The organism is Pseudomonas sp. BJa5, assembly GCF_030272875.2.
In the GTDB taxonomy this organism is placed as follows: domain Bacteria; phylum Pseudomonadota; class Gammaproteobacteria; order Pseudomonadales; family Pseudomonadaceae; genus Aquipseudomonas.
In genome coordinates, this window is sequence record NZ_JALRNG020000034.1 from 17116 (window position 1) to 35774 (window position 18659).

The window sequence follows — 18659 nt, forward strand, 5'->3', positions numbered from 1 at the left end:
TTCTGCGAGTCAACTTTTTGAAAGCTCGAGCAGTCCATACCCCAGCATCAGCCAGGTGAACGCGACTAGTACTGCCCATACCGAAGCAACAAGCCAGCGTTGAAGATAGGGGGGAAAATTACGCACATCATCAGCATCCAGCACACCTCGGCGAACATTGAACTGCGGGAACAGCAAAAAGGAACCCACGCCAATGACCAGATTGAGCCGAGAAGTCAGAACGATCATCCCCGTTTTTAGTATTTGTTCACGCAGCCAGGCGCTGTTTGGCAATGCTGCAATCATGATATGGAAGTGTCGGCTGCAAGCGATGTAGTAACTCAAAGCGAGCCCCAGTAAACCCATCACAAAAGGGATCAATCCGAAGGCAATCGCAATACTCGGCGGCCAGGTGTTGATATCAATCACTTTGCACCTCGTAGAGTACGTCTCCCAGCCACTCTCCAAATGATCCGACGCCGACTCCCCCGGCAAGTGATCCGCCTCCGACCATTACTATTCCGCACACAGCACCACCCAATGGCCCTGTCATGGCTAGAACCGCGCCACAGGTGTAAGTAGCGGCAGCCTTACCTGCGAGAGCTCCAAAGGCACCTCCTCCAAGCCCTCCGGCGAAACTCCCTGCTTCAGTAAATCTAATCCTCTTGCACGCCTCAGTCTCCCCAGCACGGCAAACCTCCTGCACCTTGAGCGCCGAAGCACCACCCCCGAGCGCAACCCCGACGTATCCCCCGTACTTGAGGTACTGCGCCGTCTTCGCCACCTGATCAAGGTGCGTGGCATAGCCGGGAATTTGCCCGGGCGCACCAGCTCGGGTCCAGTGATGCACCAGACTCTTGGTCGAGATGCCCAGGTCACGACGCAGCACATCGTAACTTCCAAGATTCAACGCTTTGTTGAGGAATGAGCCTCTCAACTGCCCATCCAGTTGCCGGAGCACCTGCTGACGCGAAGCAAAGAACTCCGGACTATTCAAATTGCCGTGGGTGATGAACGAGCGTTGATACAGTTGTTCCACCGCGTGCAAGGTGCCTTCGACCTGGCGCAGCCCATGCGTCAGCATCGATTGGCCTACGCCCATCGACTCGCTCGCCCCATCAAGCAACCCCGCAATCTCGCCCTGGTAACGGACCATGAAGTTGGCCTCTTCCTCGGTGAGCGGCGTCAGGACTTCACGGACCTGGGCGGCGGCGGCCATCAGGTCGGCTTCTTCCCGGGTGCACGCCGTACCGTTGTTCGGATCGCCAATGACGAACAGCTCGCCGGCCTTGAAGCCCTGGGCAAAGGTCGGATTGAGCCGATGCAAGCGGGCCGACAGGTAACGGGTTTCACCACCCAACTGGGCCAGCACCTGCTGGCCGGACATGCTGCGCGGCACCACATAGAAGCCAGGTTCCAGTGTGCCCGGTGCAGCGGACATGGCTGGCGCTGCGTGGTTTGCGGGGGTGAAGCCGGAGCTTGAAGGCGTTGCTGCTGCCACCGGCGACCGGCTGGCGGGTTCGACGGTGCGGTTAGCGGGGGGGCTATCCGGCCCGATCCAGTCGCCCAGCGGCGCAATCAGTCGGTTGCTGCCGGGCGGGCAGCCGCAGGCCACCAGCATGCCGTCCACGGCCACCGGCAACCCGTGGAAGGTGAAGCGCGAGTCGCCTTCGGCAATTTTTCCGGACTGCCCGCATTTCGGGCACGCTGTGGTGACATCGCCCTTGCGCAGGACGCCGCGACCACCATGGGCCGCTTGCGGCAGACTGCTGATGCAGGTGGCACCGGTGGTGGTCTTGTCGCCGTGTAGCCCTTCGCCCCGGCCGAACATGTTCGAACGCTTGCCCATGCTTCAGCCCTCGACCATGAATGCAGGTTGCGGTGTCAGGGGAGTGGCAAGGTAGGTCGCAGGGTTGTCGTTCCTTGGCATGAGCAGGTTCCTTGGGCAAATGGAGCCCGGAACCTAGCATGGGAAAAACGGCTTTTTACGCGGTAAAAATCGAAACAGAAACGTCCTACAAAATTCTCAGAACGCAACGCAATCCGTAGGAGCGGCGGTGCGACGACTCGACTTGTCCCGCGATGCGTCAGAACGATCGATCGCGGGGCAAGCCCGCTCCCACCGGCAGCGGCTACACCGTCAGGCAATCAAGACCGTTGCGCCGCCTGCCATTGAGCAGACCGCCTGAACCAACCCCGTGCACACCCGGTCAATCACTACAGGTCTTTACCAGGTGAAGCACGATGTTCAACCCTTTCGAACGGATCAACGACGCCTTCGCGCCACAGTACCGGGTCAATCTGAGTATCGAGCGGCTCGACGGCAGCATCATGCTGACGCTCTCCGACGAGCAGGGCGTGGTGGCCAAGCGCTTGATCAGCCCGGCCCAGCGCAATGACCCCAAGCGCCTGCAACGGGTGATCGACAGCGTGCAACTGGGCATCACCAGCGATCACGGCGACAACAGCCTGTCGGTGCTCGCCGGCAGGCGTCAGGCCGGGAAGGTCATTTGCCTTCCTCGATCTCCTTGCCACTAGCATCGATGGCCTTGGTCGAGGGGTATTGGTAGGAGGCGTAGCGCACCACCAGGATGGCGAAGGCCAGCAACAGGATGCCGCCACAGACATACAGCAGGCCCACATCCGGCGCCTTGTGGTGCGACACGTCGCCGATCAGCAGGCGGGTCAGCGCGGTGATCGCCACGTAGAGCAGGAAGCGGATGGGCATGTGGTTGGTCTTGAAGTAGATCCCCACCATGGCCCCGAGTTCGAGGTAGATGAACAGCAGCAGGATGTCATCGACGCTGACACCGCCCTTGCCGAGCATGTCGATGAAGGTCGCCACCGCCGCGTAGGCTGTGATCGCACCAATGCCGAACAGGGCCAGGTAGTGAAACGCTTCGACGCAGAGGTTGCCCAGCGAGTCGGCCGAGCCGTGCAGGCCCTTGCGCAGTTTGTCAGCCCAATTGTTGTTCACGATGACGGTTCCTTGATACGGCGGAAAGGATGATGCGGCAAGCACATGACGTTTTGTCTGCATGCAGTAAAAAGGCCAGGCCACCTGTTTGAGAAGGCGACCAAATGCCGCAAGGCACAGCCATCGCTGGCTGTGCCTTGTCCTTTCAAGCGTGGTTCAGGGGAACCGGGTTATTCCAGGGCCGAGGCCGGACCGAAGAATTCGTAGCGGCTTTGCTGCTCGGGCACGCCCAGGCCCTTGAGGTGACGCTTGATCACGGCCATGAAGGCTTTGGGGCCGAGGAAGTAGGCGTCCAGGTCACGCTCCTGCGGCAACCACTGGCCCAGCTGGTCGGCACTGAGCAGGCCAACGGCATCGGCCGGCGCGCTGACGCCGTCGTCTTCGGCGTAGCAGTAGAAGCGCTTGAGTTGCGGGTGACGCGCCGCCAGGCTATCGACCCAGTCACGGAACGCATGCACCGCGCCGTTGCGTGCACAGTGAATGAAGTGCACCACACGACCGCTTTCCAGCGCACTTTCGAGCATCGGCAGGGTCGGGGTGATGCCGACGCCGCCACTGATCAGCACCAGCGGCTTGTCGCTGCTGTTCAGGGTGAACTCACCCGATGGCGGGAAGAGCTTCAGGGTATCGCCGACCGCCATCTGCTCGTGCAGGTAGTTGGACACCTTGCCACCGGCCTCGCGTTTGACGCTGATGCGATACTGGCCGTCGTTGCTCAGGGCCGACAGCGAATAGTTGCGGCGCTGCTCCACGCCGTCGATGAACAGTTGCAGACCGATGTACTGGCCTGGTTCGGCCGCAAGGATCGCACCGCCATCGACCGGGGCGAAGTAGAAGGAGACGATTTCGCTGCTCTCCTCGACCCGCTGCACCAGCTTGAAGTCCCGCGCCCCGCGCCAGCCACCTGGAGCGGCAGCCTTCTGGTCGTAGACTGCACCTTCGGCACCGATAAGGATGTCGGCCAGCTGTTGATAGGCCGCGCCCCAGGCCGCAATCACCTCGGGGGTGGCGATTTCCTTGCCCAGCACTTCTTCGATGGCGCGCAACAGGCAGCTACCGACGATCGGGTAATGCTCCGGCAGGATCTGCAAGGCCACATGCTTGTTGATGATCTGGCCGACCAGGCCGCCCAGTTGTTCCAGCTGGTCGATGTGCCGGGCGTACATCAGCACGCCGTTGGCCAGTGCCCGAGGCTGGTCGCCACTGGCCTGGTGAGCCTGGTTGAACAGCGGGCGCACCTCGGGGTACTCGCTGAGCATCATTTTGTAGAAATGCGTGGTCAGCGCCTCGCCACCGCTTTCAAGCAGGGGAACGGTGGCTTTGACGATTGCACGGTCCTGGGCATTGAGCATGTGATGACTCCTGAGCCTGTGGCTTCTTGATGAATGCCTCGGTTATTACATGATCCATGCCAACTTTAAAAACCATATAAATCAACAACTTATAAATTAACAAGTCAAAAGGACAACAACTGCGATATAGTCATTTCGACCAACAGGAGTCTTTATGACCGCAAAATCCCTGCTCACCGCCCTGCTGCCCCTGGTCAGCGACCTGTCTCGCGAGCTGCCCGAGCGCGAACGTTATCGCCGCCTGCTCGAAGCCATGCGCAGCCTGCTGCCCTGCGATGCCGCCGCGCTCCTGCGCCTGGACGGCGACTGGCTGGTGCCGCTGGCGGTCGACGGCTTGAGCACCGACACCCTGGGGCGGCGCTTCAAGGTCGATGAGCACCCACGCTTCGCGGCCATCCTCAGCCGTAGCACACCCACCCGCTTTGCCAGCGACAGCGAGCTGCCCGACCCCTACGACGGCTTGGTCGAAGGCCTGCACCAGCACCTGGAGGTGCACGACTGCATGGGCTGCCCACTGTTCGTCGATGAACAGCCCTGGGGCCTGATCACCCTGGATGCGCTGGACCCCGAACAGTTCCAGCAGGTCGAGGTCGATGCCCTGCAAGCCTTCGCCAGCCTGGCCGCGGCCACGGTCAACGTCGCCGAGCGTATCGAGCGCCTGGCCCTGCGCGCCGAGGATGAACACGAGCGTGCCGAGGTCTATCGCCAGGCCAGCGGCCAACAGCTCAAGGAACTGATCGGCCAGAGCAAGGCGCACAAGCGCCTGCTCGAAGAAATCCAGCTGGTGGCCAGCAGCGACCTGACCGTGCTGGTCACCGGCGAGACCGGCGTCGGCAAGGAGCTGGTGGCCCAGGCCATCCACCAGATGTCGGGCCGCGCCGAGCAACCGATGATCAGCCTCAACTGCGCCGCCCTGCCCGACACCCTGGTGGAGAGCGAGCTGTTCGGCCATGTGCGCGGTGCCTTCACCGGCGCCGTTGGCGAGCGGCGCGGCAAGTTCGAACTGGCCAATGGCGGCACCCTGTTCCTCGATGAAGTCGGCGAGCTGTCGCTGACCGTGCAGGCCAAGCTGTTGCGGGTGCTGCAGAGCGGGCAACTGCAACGGCTGGGGTCGGACCAGGAGCACCGCGTCGATGTGCGCCTGATTGCCGCCACCAACCGCGACCTGGCCGAGGAAGTGCGCGCCGGGCGCTACCGCGCCGACTTCTATCACCGCCTGAGCGTCTACCCGTTGCTGGTGCCGCCCTTGCGCGAACGTGGTCGCGATGTGCTGTTGCTCAGCGGCTACTTTCTCGAACAGAACCGCTCGCGCATGGGCCTGGGCAGCCTGCGCCTGAGCAGCGAAGCCCAGGCCGCACTGCTGGCCTATGACTGGCCGGGCAACGTGCGCGAACTGGAGCACCTGATCGGCCGTTCGGCGCTCAAGGCCCTGGGCCAGCACCGTCAGCGGCCGAAGATTCTCACCCTCGATGCCACGGACTTGGACCTGCGCGCCGTCGAACCTGTCGCGCCCCAGAGCCCGGCCCCGCAGGCCACCGATGCGCCCCTGCCCGCCGGTGACCTGCGCCAGGCCCTGGACGGCTACCAGCGCCTGCTGGTCCAGGCGTGCCTTGAGCGCCATCAGCACAACTGGGCCAGCGCCGCCCGCGAGCTGGGCCTGGACCGCGCCAACCTCAGTCGCCTGGCCCGGCGCCTGGGCCTGCGCTGATTTGGCCCGGATGATTAAAGCCACGGGCGGGCGGGTCGATAACCCGGCATCGCCCCCATTCACTCTGTCCTGAAGGTGCCCATGGCCACGCAAAATGCCCGCGCGGACTCGTTGTCGCTGCTGCTGTTCACCCTGCGCAGCGGCAAGCTGATGGCGATCAACCTGCTCAAGGTCAGTGAAATCATCCCCTGCCCGCCGCTGACCAAGCTGCCGGAGTCGCACCCCCACGTCAAAGGCGTGGCCACCCTGCGGGGCAACTCGCTGTCGGTGATCGACCTGTCCCGGGCCATCGGCGAGCGGCCCCTGGAAGACCCGCAGGGCGGCTGCCTGATCGTCACCGATATCAGCCGTTCCCGCCAGGGCCTACATGTGCAGGCCGTGAGCCGGATCGTCCATTGCCTGAGTACCGACATCAAACCGCCGCCCTATGGCGCGGGCAGCAAGTCGTTCATCACCGGCGTGACCCGGGTCGACAACACCCTGGTGCAGGTGCTGGATATCGAAAAGGTCATCCACGGCATCGCCCCGCCGGTGCACGAGCCCATCAGCCATGAACTGAGCAGCGAAGACGCCGCGGTGCTGGCCGCCACCAATATCCTGGTGGTCGATGACAGCCAGGTCGCCCTGCAACAGTCGGTGCACACCCTGCGCAGCCTCGGCATCGAATGCCACACCGCACGCAGCGCCAAGGATGCGATGAATACCCTACTGGAGCTGCAAGGCACCGAGCGGGAAATCAACGTGGTAGTGTCGGATATCGAAATGTCCGAGATGGACGGTTTCGCCTTCACCCGCACCCTGCGCGAGACTCCGGATTTCCAGCACCTCTACGTGCTGTTGCACACCTCCCTGGACAGCGCCATGAACAGCGAGAAGGCCAGGCTTGCCGGCGCCAACGCGGTGCTGACCAAGTTCTCCTCGCCGGAGCTGACCGACTGCCTGGTCGTTGCCGCACGGGCCGTGGCCTTCGAAGAACGCTGATACATAGCCGCGGGTCCCTGGACTTGAAAGTGCTTGAGCCTCAGGCACAATCGGGCCCCTCGCCTCTTGGGACTTGCGCATGAAAGCCACTCTTTTCACCCTGCTCGGCTGCGCTGCTGTCAGCACCGTCGCCCAGGCCTCCAGCGACCAGGCCTGGGACCAGCACTACCAGCAGATGAACCAGCGTTGCATCGCCGCCAGCGGCCTGAAGGATGCCAGGGCCCTGGGCAAGCCGGCCGAGTTCGACGACCGGGTTGGCTACAGCGCTCTGCTGCTTGAGGGCCGTTACCCGCAAAAGCACATGAACAACCGCAGGGGCACCGAACTGTGCCTGTACGACAACCAGCGCAAGGCTGCCTTCGTCACCGAATGGACACCTGGAAAACCGTGAACGCTGCTGCCCCTTGCATGCGCAGCTGGAGGCCTGTGGTGCCCGGGTGCGGACTACTACAGTCCCATCGGTTTCAACTGATCCCTGTAGGAGCGGGCTTGCCCCGCGATCGTGTACCGCCGGCCACATCGCATCGCGGGGCAAGCCCGCTCCTACCACCAGGCAGCCGTTCCAAGCTGTCAGCGCTGTCAGTTGGCGGTCACGCTGCTGACCGGGTCGGGGCGCTATAAACTAGCCGTACCATCCCTTCGTCGGCGGTGCCCAGCCAGCATGCGAACCCAGTCCCGTACCCTCGTGCTCAGCCTCGCCGTCCTGCTTGCCTTGGCAGGGGCCGGCTGGTGGCTGTTCGCGCGCCCGGGCGATGAAACCGTCCGCAAGGCGCCGAGCATCCCGGTGCGAGTGGTCAGCGTCAAACAGCAGGACGTGCCGCGCTACGTCAGCGGCATCGGCTCGGTGCTGTCGCTGCACAGCGTGGTGATCCGCCCACAGGTCGAAGGGGTACTGACCCGCCTGCTGGTCAAGGAAGGCCAATGGGTCAAGCAAGGCGACCTGCTGGCGACCATCGACGACCGCTCGATTCGTGCCAGCCTCGAACAGGCCCAGGCCCAGCTGGGGCAAAGCCAGGCGCAGTTGCAGGTGGCCGGTGTCGACCTCAAGCGCTACCGGCTGCTGAGCACCGACAACAGCGTGTCGCGCCAGACCCTGGATCAACAGCAGGCGCTGTTCAACCAGTTGCAAGCGACGGTGCTCGGTCACCAGGCGGCGATTGCTGCCGCCCAGGTGCAGTTGTCCTACACCCAGATTCGTTCCCCGGTGACCGGTCGGGTGGGCATTCGCAATGTCGATGAAGGCAACTTCCTGCGGGTGGCCGATACCCAGGGGCTGTTCAGCGTCACCCAGATCGACCCGATCGGGGTCGAGTTCTCCCTGCCGCAACAGATGCTGCCGACCCTGCAGGCGCTGCTCAAGGCGCAGGCGCCTGCCGCTGTCCAGGCCTTCCTGGAAGGTGACGGCGACAGCGGCGGCACCTTGCTCGGCGAGGGCAAACTGACCCTGATCGACAACCAGGTGGCCGCCAACACCGGCACCATCCGGGTCAAGGCCGAATTCGCCAACCCCGACGCCCGCCTCTGGCCCGGCCAACTGGTGACCCTCAAGCTGCAGACCGCCCTGGACCAGGATGCCCTGGTGGTGCCGCCCCAGGTGGTGCAACGCGGCATCGACGGGCACTTTGTCTACCGACTGGTGGGCGACAAGGTCGAGAGCGTGCCGGTCAAGGTGCTGTACCAGGACAGTGTGCTGAACATCGTCGCCGGGGTCGGCAAGGGCGACAAACTGGTGTCCGACGGCCAGTCGCGCCTCAAGCCCGGCGCCACCGTCGAAGTGGCCGCCGACAACGCCGCTCCCGAGGATGTCGCCGACCGCCAGGTGAAGCCATGAAAGCCCGGGGCTCGCTTTCGGCCTGGTGCATCGACCGCCCGGTCGCCACCCTGCTGCTGACTTTCGCCCTGGTGCTGCTCGGGGTCATCGCCTTTCCGCGCCTGCCGGTCGCGCCCTTGCCGGAGGCTGATTTCCCCACCATCCAGGTCACCGCGCAGCTGCCCGGCGCCAGCCCCGAAACCATGGCCTCGTCGGTGGCCACCCCGCTGGAGGTGCAGTTCAGCTCCATCCCCGGCATGACCCAGATGACCTCCAGCAGCGCCCTGGGCTCGACCAGCCTGATCCTGCAGTTCACCCTGGAAAAAAGCATCGACACCGCCGCCCAGGAAGTCCAGGCGGCGATCAACACCGCCACCGCCCGCCTGCCCCAGGACATGCCCAGCCCGCCGACCTGGCGCAAGGTCAACCCGGCCGACAGCCCGGTGCTGATCCTCACCGTCAGCTCCGCGCAGATGCCCGCCAATGAACTGAGCGACTACGCCGAAACCCTGCTGGCCCGGCAGTTGAGCCAGATCGACGGGGTCGGCCTGATCAACATCACCGGCCAACTGCGCCCGGCGATCCGCGTACAGGCCCAGCCGGAGAAACTCGCCGCCCTCGGCCTGACCCTGGCCGACCTGCGCCAGTCCATCCAGCAGACCAGCCTGAACCTGGCCAAGGGCGCGTTGTACGGCGAGAACAGCGTCTCGACCCTGGCCACCAACGACCAGTTGTTCCATCCCGAGGAGTACGCCCAGCTGATCGTCTCCTACCGCGATGGCGCACCGGTACACCTCAAGGATGTCGCCAAGGTCATCAATGGCGCCGAGAACGCCTACGTCAAGGCCTGGTCCGGGGAGCAGCAGGGCCTCAACCTGGTGGTGTTCCGCCAGCCGGGCGCGAACATTGTCGATACCGTCGACCGGGTCATGGACGCCCTGCCGGGCCTTGAGCAGATGCTCCCGGCCTCGGTCCAGGTCTCGGTGCTCAACGACCGCACGCAGACCATCCGCGCCTCGCTGCGCGAAGTGGAAGTCACCCTGCTGATCGCCGTCGCCCTGGTGATCGGGGTGATGGCGCTGTTCCTGCGCCAGTGGTCGGCGACCCTGATCGTCTCCAGTGTGCTGGGGGTGTCGCTGGTCGCCAGTTTCGCCCTGATGTACCTGTTCGGCTTCAGCCTGAACAACCTGACCCTGGTGGCCATCGTCATTGCCGTGGGCTTCGTGGTCGATGACGCCATCGTCGTGGTGGAGAATATCCACCGTCACCTGGAAGCCGGCGACAGCATGCGCGAGGCAGCGATCAAGGGCTCGGGCGAAATCGGCTTCACCGTGGTGTCGATCAGCTTCTCGCTGGTGGCGGCGTTCATTCCGCTGCTGTTCATGGGTGGCGTGGTGGGCCGGCTGTTCAAGGAGTTCGCCCTCACCGCCACCTCGACCATCCTGGTTTCGGTGCTGGTCTCGCTGACCCTGGCGCCCACCCTCTGCGCCCTGTTCATGGACCGTCCCGGGCACGACGCGCAGCACACGACCGGCCTGGGCGAGCGCCTGTTGGCCTGGTACGAGCGCGCACTGGTCAAGGCCCTGGCTCACCAGCGGCTGATGCTGGGTATCTTCACCGTGACCCTGGCACTGGCGGTGGTCGGCTATGCCGCCATTCCCAAGGGCTTCTTCCCGGTCCAGGACACCGGCTTCGTGCTCGGCACCAGCGAAGCGGCGGCGGATGTGTCCTACCCGGACATGATCAAGAAGCACCAGGCCCTGGCCAAGGTGATCGAGGCCGACCCTGCGGTACGGGCCTTCTCCCATGCCGTGGGCGTCACCGGCAGCAACCAGACCATCGCCAACGGCCGCTTCTGGATCGCCCTCAAGGACCGTGGCGAGCGCGATGTCTCGGCCAGCGAATTCATCGACCGCCTGCGCCCGCAACTGGCCAAGGTGCCGGGGGTGGTCCTGTACATGCGCGCCGGCCAGGACATCAACCTGAGCTCCGGCCCCAGCCGCAGCCAGTACCAGTACGTACTCAAGAGCAACGACGGCGCGGCGCTCAACCTCTGGACCCAGCGCCTGACCGAACGCCTGAAGGCAAGCCCCGAATTTCGCGACCTGTCCAACGACCTGCAACTGGGCGCCAGCGTCACCCGTATCGACATCGACCGCCGCGCCGCCGCGCGCTTCGGCCTGACCACCGCCGACGTCGACCAGGCCCTCTACGATGCCTTCGGCCAGCGCCAGATCAGTGAATTCCAGACCGAAACCAACCAGTACAAGGTGATCCTCGAACTCGACGCCCGCCAGCGCGGCAAGGCCGAGAGCCTCAACTACTTCTACCTGCGCTCGCCGCTGAGCGGCGAGATGGTGCCGCTGTCGGTGCTGGCCAAGGTCGCGCCACCGAGCACCGGGCCATTGTCGATCAGCCATGACGGCCTGTTCCCGGCGGCCAACCTGTCGTTCAACCTGGCACCGGGGGTGGCCCTGGGCGATGCCGTGCGCATCCTCGAACGCACCCAGCGCGAGCTGGGCATGCCCGACTCGATCATCGGCACCTTCCAGGGTGCGGCCCAGGCCTTCCAGAGTTCACTGTCGAGCCAGCCGTGGCTGATCCTCGCCGCGCTGGTGGCGGTGTACATCATCCTCGGCGTGCTCTACGAGAGCTTCGTCCACCCGCTGACCATCATCTCCACCCTGCCCTCGGCCGGCCTCGGCGCCCTGGCGCTGCTCTGGCTGACCGGCCAGGACTTCAGCATCATGGGCCTGATCGGCATCGTGCTGCTGATCGGCATCGTCAAGAAGAACGGCATCCTGCTCATCGACTTCGCCCTGGATGCCCAGCGCAACCTGGGCCTGAGTCCCGAGCAGGCCATCCACCAGGCCTGCCTGACACGCTTCCGGCCGATCATGATGACCACCCTCGCCGCCCTGCTCGGCGCGGTGCCGCTGATGTTCGGGGTCGGTGCCGGCGCCGAGCTGCGCCAGCCCCTGGGCATCGCCGTGGTCGGCGGGCTGGTGGTCAGCCAGGCGCTGACACTGTTCACCACGCCAATCATATACTTGGCCCTGGAACGCCTGTTCCATCGGCGCCGGGCGTCCGTGAACCTGGCGCAGCCCAATGCCCGTTGAGAGCCGACCATGCGTGTGCTGATTATCGAAGACGAAGAAAAGACCGCCGACTACCTGCACCGCGGTCTGACCGAACAGGGCTTCACCGTGGACCTGGCGCGCGACGGCATCGACGGCCTGCACCTGGCCCTGGAAGGCGACTACGCGGTGATCGTGCTCGACGTCATGCTCCCGGGCCTGGACGGCTATGGCGTATTGCGGGCCCTGCGCGCGCGCAAGCAGACGCCGGTGATCATGCTCACCGCCCGCGAGCGGGTCGAAGACCGCATCCATGGCCTGCGCGAAGGCGCCGACGACTACCTGGGCAAGCCGTTTTCCTTCCTCGAACTGGTGGCCCGCCTGCAGGCCCTGACCCGTCGCAGTGGCAGCCATGAGCCGGTACAGATCCAGGTCGCCGACCTCTGGGTCGACCTGATCAGTCGCAAGGCCAGCCGTGCCGGCCAGCGCCTGGACCTGACGGCCAAGGAGTTCTCGCTGCTCAGCGTGCTGGCCCGCCGCCAGGGTGAGATCCTCTCAAAGACCGCCATCGCCGAACTGGTCTGGGACATCAACTTCGACAGCGACGCCAACGTCGTCGAAGTAGCGATCAAGCGCTTGCGGGCCAAGCTCGACGGTCCTTTCGAAACCAAGCTGCTGCACACCATCCGAGGCATGGGCTATGTTCTGGAAAACCGTGCCGACTAACTCCATCGCCCTGCGCCTGAGCGCGTTGTTCACCCTGGTGGCGCTGGGGGTGTTCCTGCTGATTGGCGGCGCCTTGTACAAGCAGGTGGACCGCAGCCTCGACCTGCTGCCAGTGGCGGAGCTGGAGGCGCGCTTCAGCGTGCTGGAGTCGTCACTGACCCGCTACGACACCCCGGAGCACTGGGCCAAGATCACCAACAAGCTCAACCTGCTCAGCGAGGAGGACCGGCGCATCCGCTTCTGGGTGGTCAGTGGCCGGCTGCCCTTCGAGTACGGCCAGCCCGACGCCGGCATCCGCACCTTCGCCCAGGGCCGGCTGGGCATGCGCGACCTGCACCTGGCCGACAGCCCCTACCCGTTCAAGGTGCTGGTCAGCGAACTGCCGGCCATGGGCAACCGCCCGGCCCTGCGCTTTCTGATCGCCATCGACACCGAGACCTTCTGGCAAACCCAGCACACCTTGCTGGTGGCGATCATCAGCCTGTCGGTATTCGGCGTGCTACTGGCTTCGCTGCTCGGCTACTGGGTGGCGCGGGTCGGGCTGCGCCCCCTGGGCACGCTGTCGGCCGACGCGCAGAAGCTCGCCCCGCCGCGCCTGAGCGGCCGCCTGCAGCTGGCCGACCTGCCGCCGGAACTGGCACAGTTCGCCAGCACCTTCAACGCCACCCTGGAGCGGGTCGACCAGGCCTACAGCCGCCTGGAGGCGTTCAATGCCGACGTCGCCCATGAGCTGCGCTCACCGCTGACCAACCTGATCGGCCAGACCCAGGTGGCGCTGACCCGTGGACGCAGCGCCGAGCATTACTTCGAGGTGCTGCAGTCGAACCTGGAAGAACTCGAACGCCTGCGCACCATCATCAACGACATGCTGTTCCTGGCCAGCGCCGACCAGGGCAGCAAGGCCACGGCCCTGACCTTGAGTTCACTGGCCGAGGAAGTGGCCGCGACCCTCGATTACCTGGACTACATCCTCGAGGATGCCCGGGTGCGCGTCGAAGTCAGTGGCGATGCCCAGGCGCACATCGAGAAGGCCCAGTTGCGCCGGGCGCTGATCAACCTGCTGAACAACGCCGTGCAGCACACCGCCCCGCAGCAGGTCATCCAGGTGCGCATCGAGCAGCAGGGCGAGCAGATCAGCATCGCCGTGAGCAACCCGGGCCCGGCCATCGACCAGGCGCACCTGCCGATGCTGTTCGAGCGCTTCTACCGGGTGGATGCTGCGCGCACCAGCGGCGGCGGCAACCACGGCCTGGGCCTGGCGATCGTCAAGGCCATCGCCCTGATGCATGGCGGCAGCGTGTTCGTGCGCAGCCAGGCGGGGGCCAATACCTTCGGCATCCTGTTGCCGGCTTGATGCGGCCCATCGCAGGCTTCGCCAGCTCCCACAGAATCTCAGCCCCTTGTGGGAGCTGGCGAAGCCTGCGATGCGATGTGACGGACGGAACGCAATCCCAGGTGTAGCCGCTGCCGAGGAACGAGGCTGCGATCGACTGCAAAGCAGTCGCAACCCAGGCACCCCGGCGAGGCGTCTAGCACGGCCGTTTCACGCCCGATCGCAGCCTGACGGCAGCAGCTACGAAAGCCGAACGCAAGCACTTCAAACCCTATTATTGTTACTAAAACTGCAACAGTGCTTATCCACCCTCCCTCTGTTTCCCGCCAACCATTCCGACTAATTTACTCACACCTACTTAACACTTGCCCTGCAAGAAGGTTGTTGCAAATGTCCACCAGTATGGGTGTTGCCAGCGTTTTCGTCCTGTCCTCACTGTTGTTGTCGCCCCTGGCCATGGCCGAAGAATCCAAGGCCTTCGTCGCTCAGAATGCCGAGCATTCCGTTGCCCTCGAACAAGCCCGCCAGGCCCTCGCCGCCCAGCCGGGCCAGTCGGCAAAGCCTGCGGAACAGACCGCTTCCCAGGTTTCCGTGAGTGACGCAAGCGACAGCTGATCGATACCCCGCGCCACCCTTCGACTCCCTCGATGACTGTACAGGTGACTTGAGCGCCTGTGCGGTTGTCTTCAAAAGCCGCTGCCTGCCAGCGGCTTTTTTTTGCTGTGTCGAAAAGTGCAAGAGCACTGCTGCGTTTGTTCATAACAAGATCGTGATTCGCACAATAAAAACTGCCTTACCTTCACCTCAAGGAGTTCATACCGGTGAACACTGCGTTACGCTTCACCCCCCTGTTCGTTGCACTGTCTGCAACGATCCCTTGCAACGCCCAGGCCGACCAGGACAAGGCCGACGGCTTTATCGATGGGTCCAGCCTGAACCTGCATGCACGCAACTACTACCTCAACCGCAATCAGCTCGATCGCGGCGTGCATGACAACCGGGAATGGGGACAGGGGTTTCTCGGCAAGTTCGAATCGGGCTACACCCCAGGCATGGTCGGTTTCGGCCTGGACGTGCACGGCATGCTCGGCCTGAAACTCGATGGCGGCGCCGGCACCTCCGGCTCCAGCATCCTGCCGATCAACACCCAGGGCGACGGTGAGCCGGGCAAGGCCCCCGATTCGTTCTCGACCGCCGGTGCCGCGGTCAAGCTCAAGGCCTTCGACACCGAGCTCAAGGCCGGTGACCTGTTCCTGACCAACCCGGTGATCGCCGGCGGCGAATCGCGCATGCTGCCGCAAACCTTCCGCGGCGTCAGCCTGAGCAACAACAGCATCGAGGGCCTGATGCTCGAAGCCGGTCAGGCCAGCTTCACCAAGCCCTACAACCAGAGCGGCCACCGCCGCATCGACACCTTCTACGGCGCCCTGCCGGACGATCGCGAAAGCCGTCACCTGAACTGGGCCGGCATGGCCTGGAGCGGTGTGCCGAACCTGACCTCCAGCCTGTACGCTGCCGAACTCAAGGACATCTGGAACCAGTACTACTTCGACCTCGACTACACCTGGCAGCTCAACGAGTTGGTCAGCCTCAACCCGGGCCTGCACTACTACCACACCCAGGACACCGGCCAGGCGCTGCTCGGTCATATCGACAACAACACCTACAGCCTGCACTTCACCGTCAATGTCGGCTACAACAGCCTCACCGCGGTGTACCAGCGGGTCAACGGCAACACCCCGTTCGACTACATCAACCAGGGCGACAGCGTCTACCTGGACAACTCGCAGATCTATTCGGACTTCAACGGCCCCAACGAGCGCTCCTGGAAGCTCAAGTACGCCTACGACTTCACCGGCGCCGGCATTCCCGGCCTGAGCACGATCATGTCCTACTCACGGGGCGAGCTGGACCTGACCAAGGTCGACCCCAACAGCGTTGGCTACGGCGAGCACTGGTACAACCCCGAAGGCGAGAACGCCCAGCACTGGGAGCGTGACATCGACGTGCAGTACGTGTTCCAGCAAGGCAGCCTGAAGGACCTGTCGGTGCTGCTGCGCTGGGCCAGCCACCGTGGCAGCCAGGGTTATTCGCAGATCGACAACGACGTCGACGAGTACCGGGTGATCATCGACTATCCGCTGAACATCTTCTGATCTGTCCCTGCAAAAAGCCTGCAAAGAGCTGGCCCACGCCAGCTCTTTCCGTCGGCCAGTGCCCATTAACATCTTGTCCGACAATCACGCCGCCCCTAGAATACCGCCGCCGCGTAACCACGCCGCGACTCTTCTGACGGTCTTCGGCTGCGACCATGACTTTGCCCACCCGCTCCCAGCGATCTGCCCTGTACAAGTCTCATCCGGAGCTGATCCTGAACCTGGGCAGTTGCCTGGCCGTTCTCGCCATCGTTGCCATCGTCAGCTTCCTGCTGATACGTGAGCGCAGTAACGTCGAACAAAGTGCCACGCGCGCGGCCAGCAATATCGTCCAGTTGATCGAAAGCGACATCGTGCGCAATGTCGAACTCTACGACCTGTCCCTGCGCGGCCTGATCTGGGCGGTGCAGCAGCCGCAACTGCGCTCGATGCCGCCCGCCTTGCGCCAGCAGATCATCTTCAACCAGGCCTTCACCACCCCGGTACGCGGCGACATGCTCTGGCTCGACGCCCACGGCGATGTGGCGGCCGACTCCACCAGCGTGATCCCGCGCCAGGCCAATTTTTCCGACAGCAAGGTGTTCCAGGCCCATCGCCAGAACAAGGACCTTGGCCTGGTCATCAGCCCACCGTTCAAGGCACGCCTGGGCGACCTGGACTGGTGCATCAGTTTCACCCGCCGCATCAACGGCGCCGATGGCGAATTTGCCGGCGTTGCCGCCGGCGCCCTGCGCCTGTCGTACTTCAACGAACTGTTCAAGCGCCTGGACATCGGCAGCGAAAGCAGCATCAACCTGATGAACACCGACGGCGTGCTGCTGGCCCGCCAATCGACCACGGCCGAAGATCCGCTGATCGGCGCCAACTTCGCCGACCGCCCCAACTTCAAGCGTCTGCTGGCCGAAGGCAGCGGCAGCTTCGCCACCCTCTCCGGGCGCACCGGCAAGCCACGGCTGCTCACCTTCGCCAAGGTGGCGGACCTGCCCCTGATCGTGATCGTGGCGCGTTCGAGCGATGAAGTCTTCGACTCCTGGCGGCGCACGGCGATCCTGGTCGGCTGCGCCACCGGCGTGCTGTGCATCGGCATCCTCTGGCTGACCCTGTTGCTGGGCCGCGAGCTGCGCCGTCGCCATAGCGCCGAACAGGACCTGGCCGCGCTGGCCGCCACCGACAGCCTCACGGGCCTTGCCAACCGCCGCCAGCTCGACCAGGTGCTGCGCCGGGAATGGTCGCGCACCCAGCGCAACCAGCGGCCGATGGCGGTACTGATGGTGGACGTGGATCACTTCAAGGCCTTCAACGAACGTCATGGCCACCAGGGTGGCGACCAGGCCTTGCGCGCCGTCGCCGCCGCCATCGCCCGCAGCATCCGCCGCCCGGCCGACCTGGCGGCGCGCTACGGCGGCGAAGAATTTCTGGTGGTGTTGCCCGAGACCGAACGCCGTGGCGCGCAGAACCTGGCCGAACGCATCCGCAGCAGCATCGAGGCGCTGCCGCCCTATGCCGACGACACACAGCCGGTGACCGTCAGCATTGGCGTCGGCTGCTTCACCCCAGGCACCCAGCACGACCTGGCCGCCTTGCTGGGCAGTGCCGACGATGCGCTCTACCGTGCCAAGCGCAATGGCCGCAATCGCGTGGAAACTGCGGCCTAGCGGGCCCGTGCCTGGTTGCGCAACGCCTTGACCTGATCATGGTTGCGCTGCACACCGTGATACTGGCGCTCGACCAGAGCGTAGACATCACTGCCCGGAACTTCATTCAGCCGGGCGAGTTTCTCCAGCGCATCCCGGTAGGCCTTCAGGGCATGGTCCTCGCCGCGCTCCACTTCATTGAGCACCGCCTCTTCGCTTTTGCCGGTAAGCATCGACTTGAGGTTGACCCATCCACGATGCATGTCACCACTCACACTGGTAGACGTTTGCGGATCGCCGCCCAGGGTACGCACCTGACTCTGCAGCTCGGACGCTGCACTGCCACACTCGCCGGCACGCTGCAGGAAATAGGTTCTCAGGTCAGGATTCTTCACATCGTCGGCAGAGGTCTTGAACCCCTTTTCGCCATCTTTGCTGTACTCGATCAGATCGTTGAGTACCGAAACCACTTCTTTGTTCTGGCTAGTCATGACAAAACTCCTTTGCATGAGGAAAGGTGCAAAGGTATGGAGCAGTGTTCATGCCAGCCCTGGCGCAACAGGCACCTGCCTGTTTTTCAGGCACTTGCGCAACAGAAAATGAACACGAACCGAGCGTTCTGCATGAACTGTCCTTTGGCCTTCATGCAGAATGCATGTATGGTCGAACCTTCTTCCCCAGAACCCGCTCCATGAATCCTGAAACCCTCGTCCTGCTGGTCACCCGCGAAATGCCCTTCGGCAAGTACCAGGGCCGGCTGATCGCCGACCTGCCCGGCCACTACCTGGCCTGGTTCGCCCGCCAGGGTTTTCCCAAGGGTGAACTGGGCGGTTTGCTGGCCCTGATGCACGAGATCGACCACAACGGTCTGGGCGAGTTGCTGGTGCCTGTGAGAGCGGGCTTGGCCCGCGATACGAGGTAGCTGA

General features: G+C 64.1%; 17 protein-coding genes. 12 read left to right on the forward strand and 5 right to left on the reverse strand.

Annotated features, from left to right (window positions below):
- Positions 1-9: 9 nt before the first annotated feature.
- Both M2D63_RS18845 and M2D63_RS18850 read right to left on the reverse strand, forming a co-directional pair.
- On the reverse strand, positions 10-408 hold the full coding sequence (locus tag M2D63_RS18845; RefSeq protein ID WP_285864508.1) for a hypothetical protein: 399 nt from the start codon (positions 406-408) through the stop codon (positions 10-12).
- A complete protein-coding gene (locus M2D63_RS18850; protein WP_285864509.1) occupies positions 401-1828 on the reverse strand; it encodes a PAAR domain-containing protein in 1428 nt (475 codons plus the stop codon). Before M2D63_RS18850 ends, M2D63_RS18845 begins: the two co-directional genes overlap by 8 nt.
- A gap of 395 nt (positions 1829-2223) precedes the next feature.
- Between M2D63_RS18850 and M2D63_RS18855 the strand changes: the two genes are divergently transcribed.
- A complete protein-coding gene (locus M2D63_RS18855; RefSeq protein ID WP_285864510.1) occupies positions 2224-2517 on the forward strand; it encodes a DUF3509 domain-containing protein in 294 nt (97 codons plus the stop codon).
- Here the strand turns inward: M2D63_RS18855 and M2D63_RS18860 are convergent.
- A complete protein-coding gene (locus M2D63_RS18860) occupies positions 2486-2956 on the reverse strand; it encodes a phosphate-starvation-inducible protein PsiE (RefSeq protein ID WP_285864511.1) in 471 nt (156 codons plus the stop codon). The genes M2D63_RS18855 and M2D63_RS18860 overlap by 32 nt on opposite strands.
- A gap of 170 nt (positions 2957-3126) precedes the next feature.
- On the reverse strand, positions 3127-4308 hold the full coding sequence (hmpA, locus tag M2D63_RS18865) for an NO-inducible flavohemoprotein (protein WP_285864512.1): 1182 nt from the start codon (positions 4306-4308) through the stop codon (positions 3127-3129).
- 154 nt (positions 4309-4462) lie between these two features.
- Here hmpA and norR point away from each other — a divergent pair, with 154 nt between their 5' ends.
- From norR to M2D63_RS18915, 10 genes are all read left to right on the forward strand, one after another.
- On the forward strand, positions 4463-6016 hold the full coding sequence (norR, locus tag M2D63_RS18870) for a nitric oxide reductase transcriptional regulator NorR (RefSeq protein ID WP_285864513.1): 1554 nt from the start codon (positions 4463-4465) through the stop codon (positions 6014-6016).
- 81 nt (positions 6017-6097) lie between these two features.
- The gene (locus M2D63_RS18875; RefSeq protein WP_285864515.1) at positions 6098-6997 is read left to right on the forward strand and encodes a chemotaxis protein; all 900 of its coding nucleotides are present in this window, start codon (positions 6098-6100) and stop codon (positions 6995-6997) included.
- 79 nt (positions 6998-7076) lie between these two features.
- On the forward strand, positions 7077-7388 hold the full coding sequence (locus tag M2D63_RS18880) for a hypothetical protein (protein ID WP_285864516.1): 312 nt from the start codon (positions 7077-7079) through the stop codon (positions 7386-7388).
- Between the two features lie 270 nt (positions 7389-7658).
- Complete coding sequence (locus tag M2D63_RS18885) at positions 7659-8828, forward strand: efflux RND transporter periplasmic adaptor subunit (RefSeq protein WP_285864517.1); 1170 nt, start codon at positions 7659-7661, stop codon at positions 8826-8828.
- Positions 8825-11926 (forward strand): multidrug efflux RND transporter permease subunit, encoded by a 3102-nt coding sequence (locus tag M2D63_RS18890; RefSeq protein ID WP_285864518.1) that lies wholly within the window; start codon positions 8825-8827, stop codon positions 11924-11926. Before M2D63_RS18885 ends, M2D63_RS18890 begins: the two co-directional genes overlap by 4 nt.
- A 9-nt stretch (positions 11927-11935) precedes the next feature.
- Positions 11936-12610 carry a heavy metal response regulator transcription factor gene (locus tag M2D63_RS18895; RefSeq protein ID WP_285864519.1) on the forward strand — a complete coding sequence of 225 codons (675 nt, stop codon included), beginning with the start codon at positions 11936-11938 and terminating at the stop codon, positions 12608-12610.
- Positions 12585-13964 (forward strand): heavy metal sensor histidine kinase, encoded by a 1380-nt coding sequence (locus M2D63_RS18900; protein ID WP_285864520.1) that lies wholly within the window; start codon positions 12585-12587, stop codon positions 13962-13964. Before M2D63_RS18895 ends, M2D63_RS18900 begins: the two co-directional genes overlap by 26 nt.
- Positions 13965-14333: 369 nt before the next feature.
- Positions 14334-14558, forward strand: coding sequence for a hypothetical protein (locus M2D63_RS18905; protein ID WP_285864521.1), 225 nt, complete (start codon positions 14334-14336; stop codon positions 14556-14558).
- Positions 14559-14764: 206 nt separating this feature from the next.
- Positions 14765-16099 carry an OprD family porin gene (locus M2D63_RS18910; protein ID WP_285864522.1) on the forward strand — a complete coding sequence of 445 codons (1335 nt, stop codon included), beginning with the start codon at positions 14765-14767 and terminating at the stop codon, positions 16097-16099.
- A 161-nt stretch (positions 16100-16260) separates the two neighbouring features.
- Complete coding sequence (locus tag M2D63_RS18915) at positions 16261-17754, forward strand: sensor domain-containing diguanylate cyclase (protein WP_285864565.1); 1494 nt, start codon at positions 16261-16263, stop codon at positions 17752-17754.
- On the opposite strand, the gene M2D63_RS18920 is transcribed toward M2D63_RS18915, so the two are convergent.
- Entirely contained in the window at positions 17751-18224 is a 474-nt protein-coding gene (locus M2D63_RS18920; protein WP_285864523.1) for a PA2169 family four-helix-bundle protein, read from the reverse strand. The two genes, M2D63_RS18915 and M2D63_RS18920, sit on opposite strands and share 4 nt — an antisense overlap.
- Before the next feature lie 200 nt (positions 18225-18424).
- Here M2D63_RS18920 and M2D63_RS18925 point away from each other — a divergent pair, with 200 nt between their 5' ends.
- Positions 18425-18655, forward strand: a complete 231-nt coding sequence (locus tag M2D63_RS18925) for a DUF3820 family protein (protein ID WP_285864524.1) — start codon at positions 18425-18427, stop codon at positions 18653-18655.
- Positions 18656-18659: the final 4 nt, after the last annotated feature.

Bases quoted from the DNA above. Each gene is read 5' to 3' on its own strand.
- M2D63_RS18925 (WP_285864524.1), top strand. From the start codon at position 18,425: ATGAATCCTGAAACCCTCGTCCTGCTGGTCACCCGCGAAATGCCCTTC.
- M2D63_RS18905 (WP_285864521.1), top strand. From the start codon at position 14,334: ATGTCCACCAGTATGGGTGTTGCCAGCGTTTTCGTCCTGTCCTCACTG.
- M2D63_RS18850 (WP_285864509.1), bottom strand. From the start codon at position 1,828: ATGGGCAAGCGTTCGAACATGTTCGGCCGGGGCGAAGGGCTACACGGC.
- M2D63_RS18895 (WP_285864519.1), top strand. From the start codon at position 11,936: ATGCGTGTGCTGATTATCGAAGACGAAGAAAAGACCGCCGACTACCTG.
- M2D63_RS18920 (WP_285864523.1), bottom strand. From the start codon at position 18,224: ATGACTAGCCAGAACAAAGAAGTGGTTTCGGTACTCAACGATCTGATC.
- M2D63_RS18855 (WP_285864510.1), top strand. From the start codon at position 2,224: ATGTTCAACCCTTTCGAACGGATCAACGACGCCTTCGCGCCACAGTAC.
- M2D63_RS18900 (WP_285864520.1), top strand. From the start codon at position 12,585: ATGTTCTGGAAAACCGTGCCGACTAACTCCATCGCCCTGCGCCTGAGC.
- M2D63_RS18880 (WP_285864516.1), top strand. From the start codon at position 7,077: ATGAAAGCCACTCTTTTCACCCTGCTCGGCTGCGCTGCTGTCAGCACC.
- M2D63_RS18890 (WP_285864518.1), top strand. From the start codon at position 8,825: ATGAAAGCCCGGGGCTCGCTTTCGGCCTGGTGCATCGACCGCCCGGTC.
- M2D63_RS18885 (WP_285864517.1), top strand. From the start codon at position 7,659: ATGCGAACCCAGTCCCGTACCCTCGTGCTCAGCCTCGCCGTCCTGCTT.
- M2D63_RS18875 (WP_285864515.1), top strand. From the start codon at position 6,098: ATGGCCACGCAAAATGCCCGCGCGGACTCGTTGTCGCTGCTGCTGTTC.
- hmpA (WP_285864512.1), bottom strand. From the start codon at position 4,308: ATGCTCAATGCCCAGGACCGTGCAATCGTCAAAGCCACCGTTCCCCTG.
- norR (WP_285864513.1), top strand. From the start codon at position 4,463: ATGACCGCAAAATCCCTGCTCACCGCCCTGCTGCCCCTGGTCAGCGAC.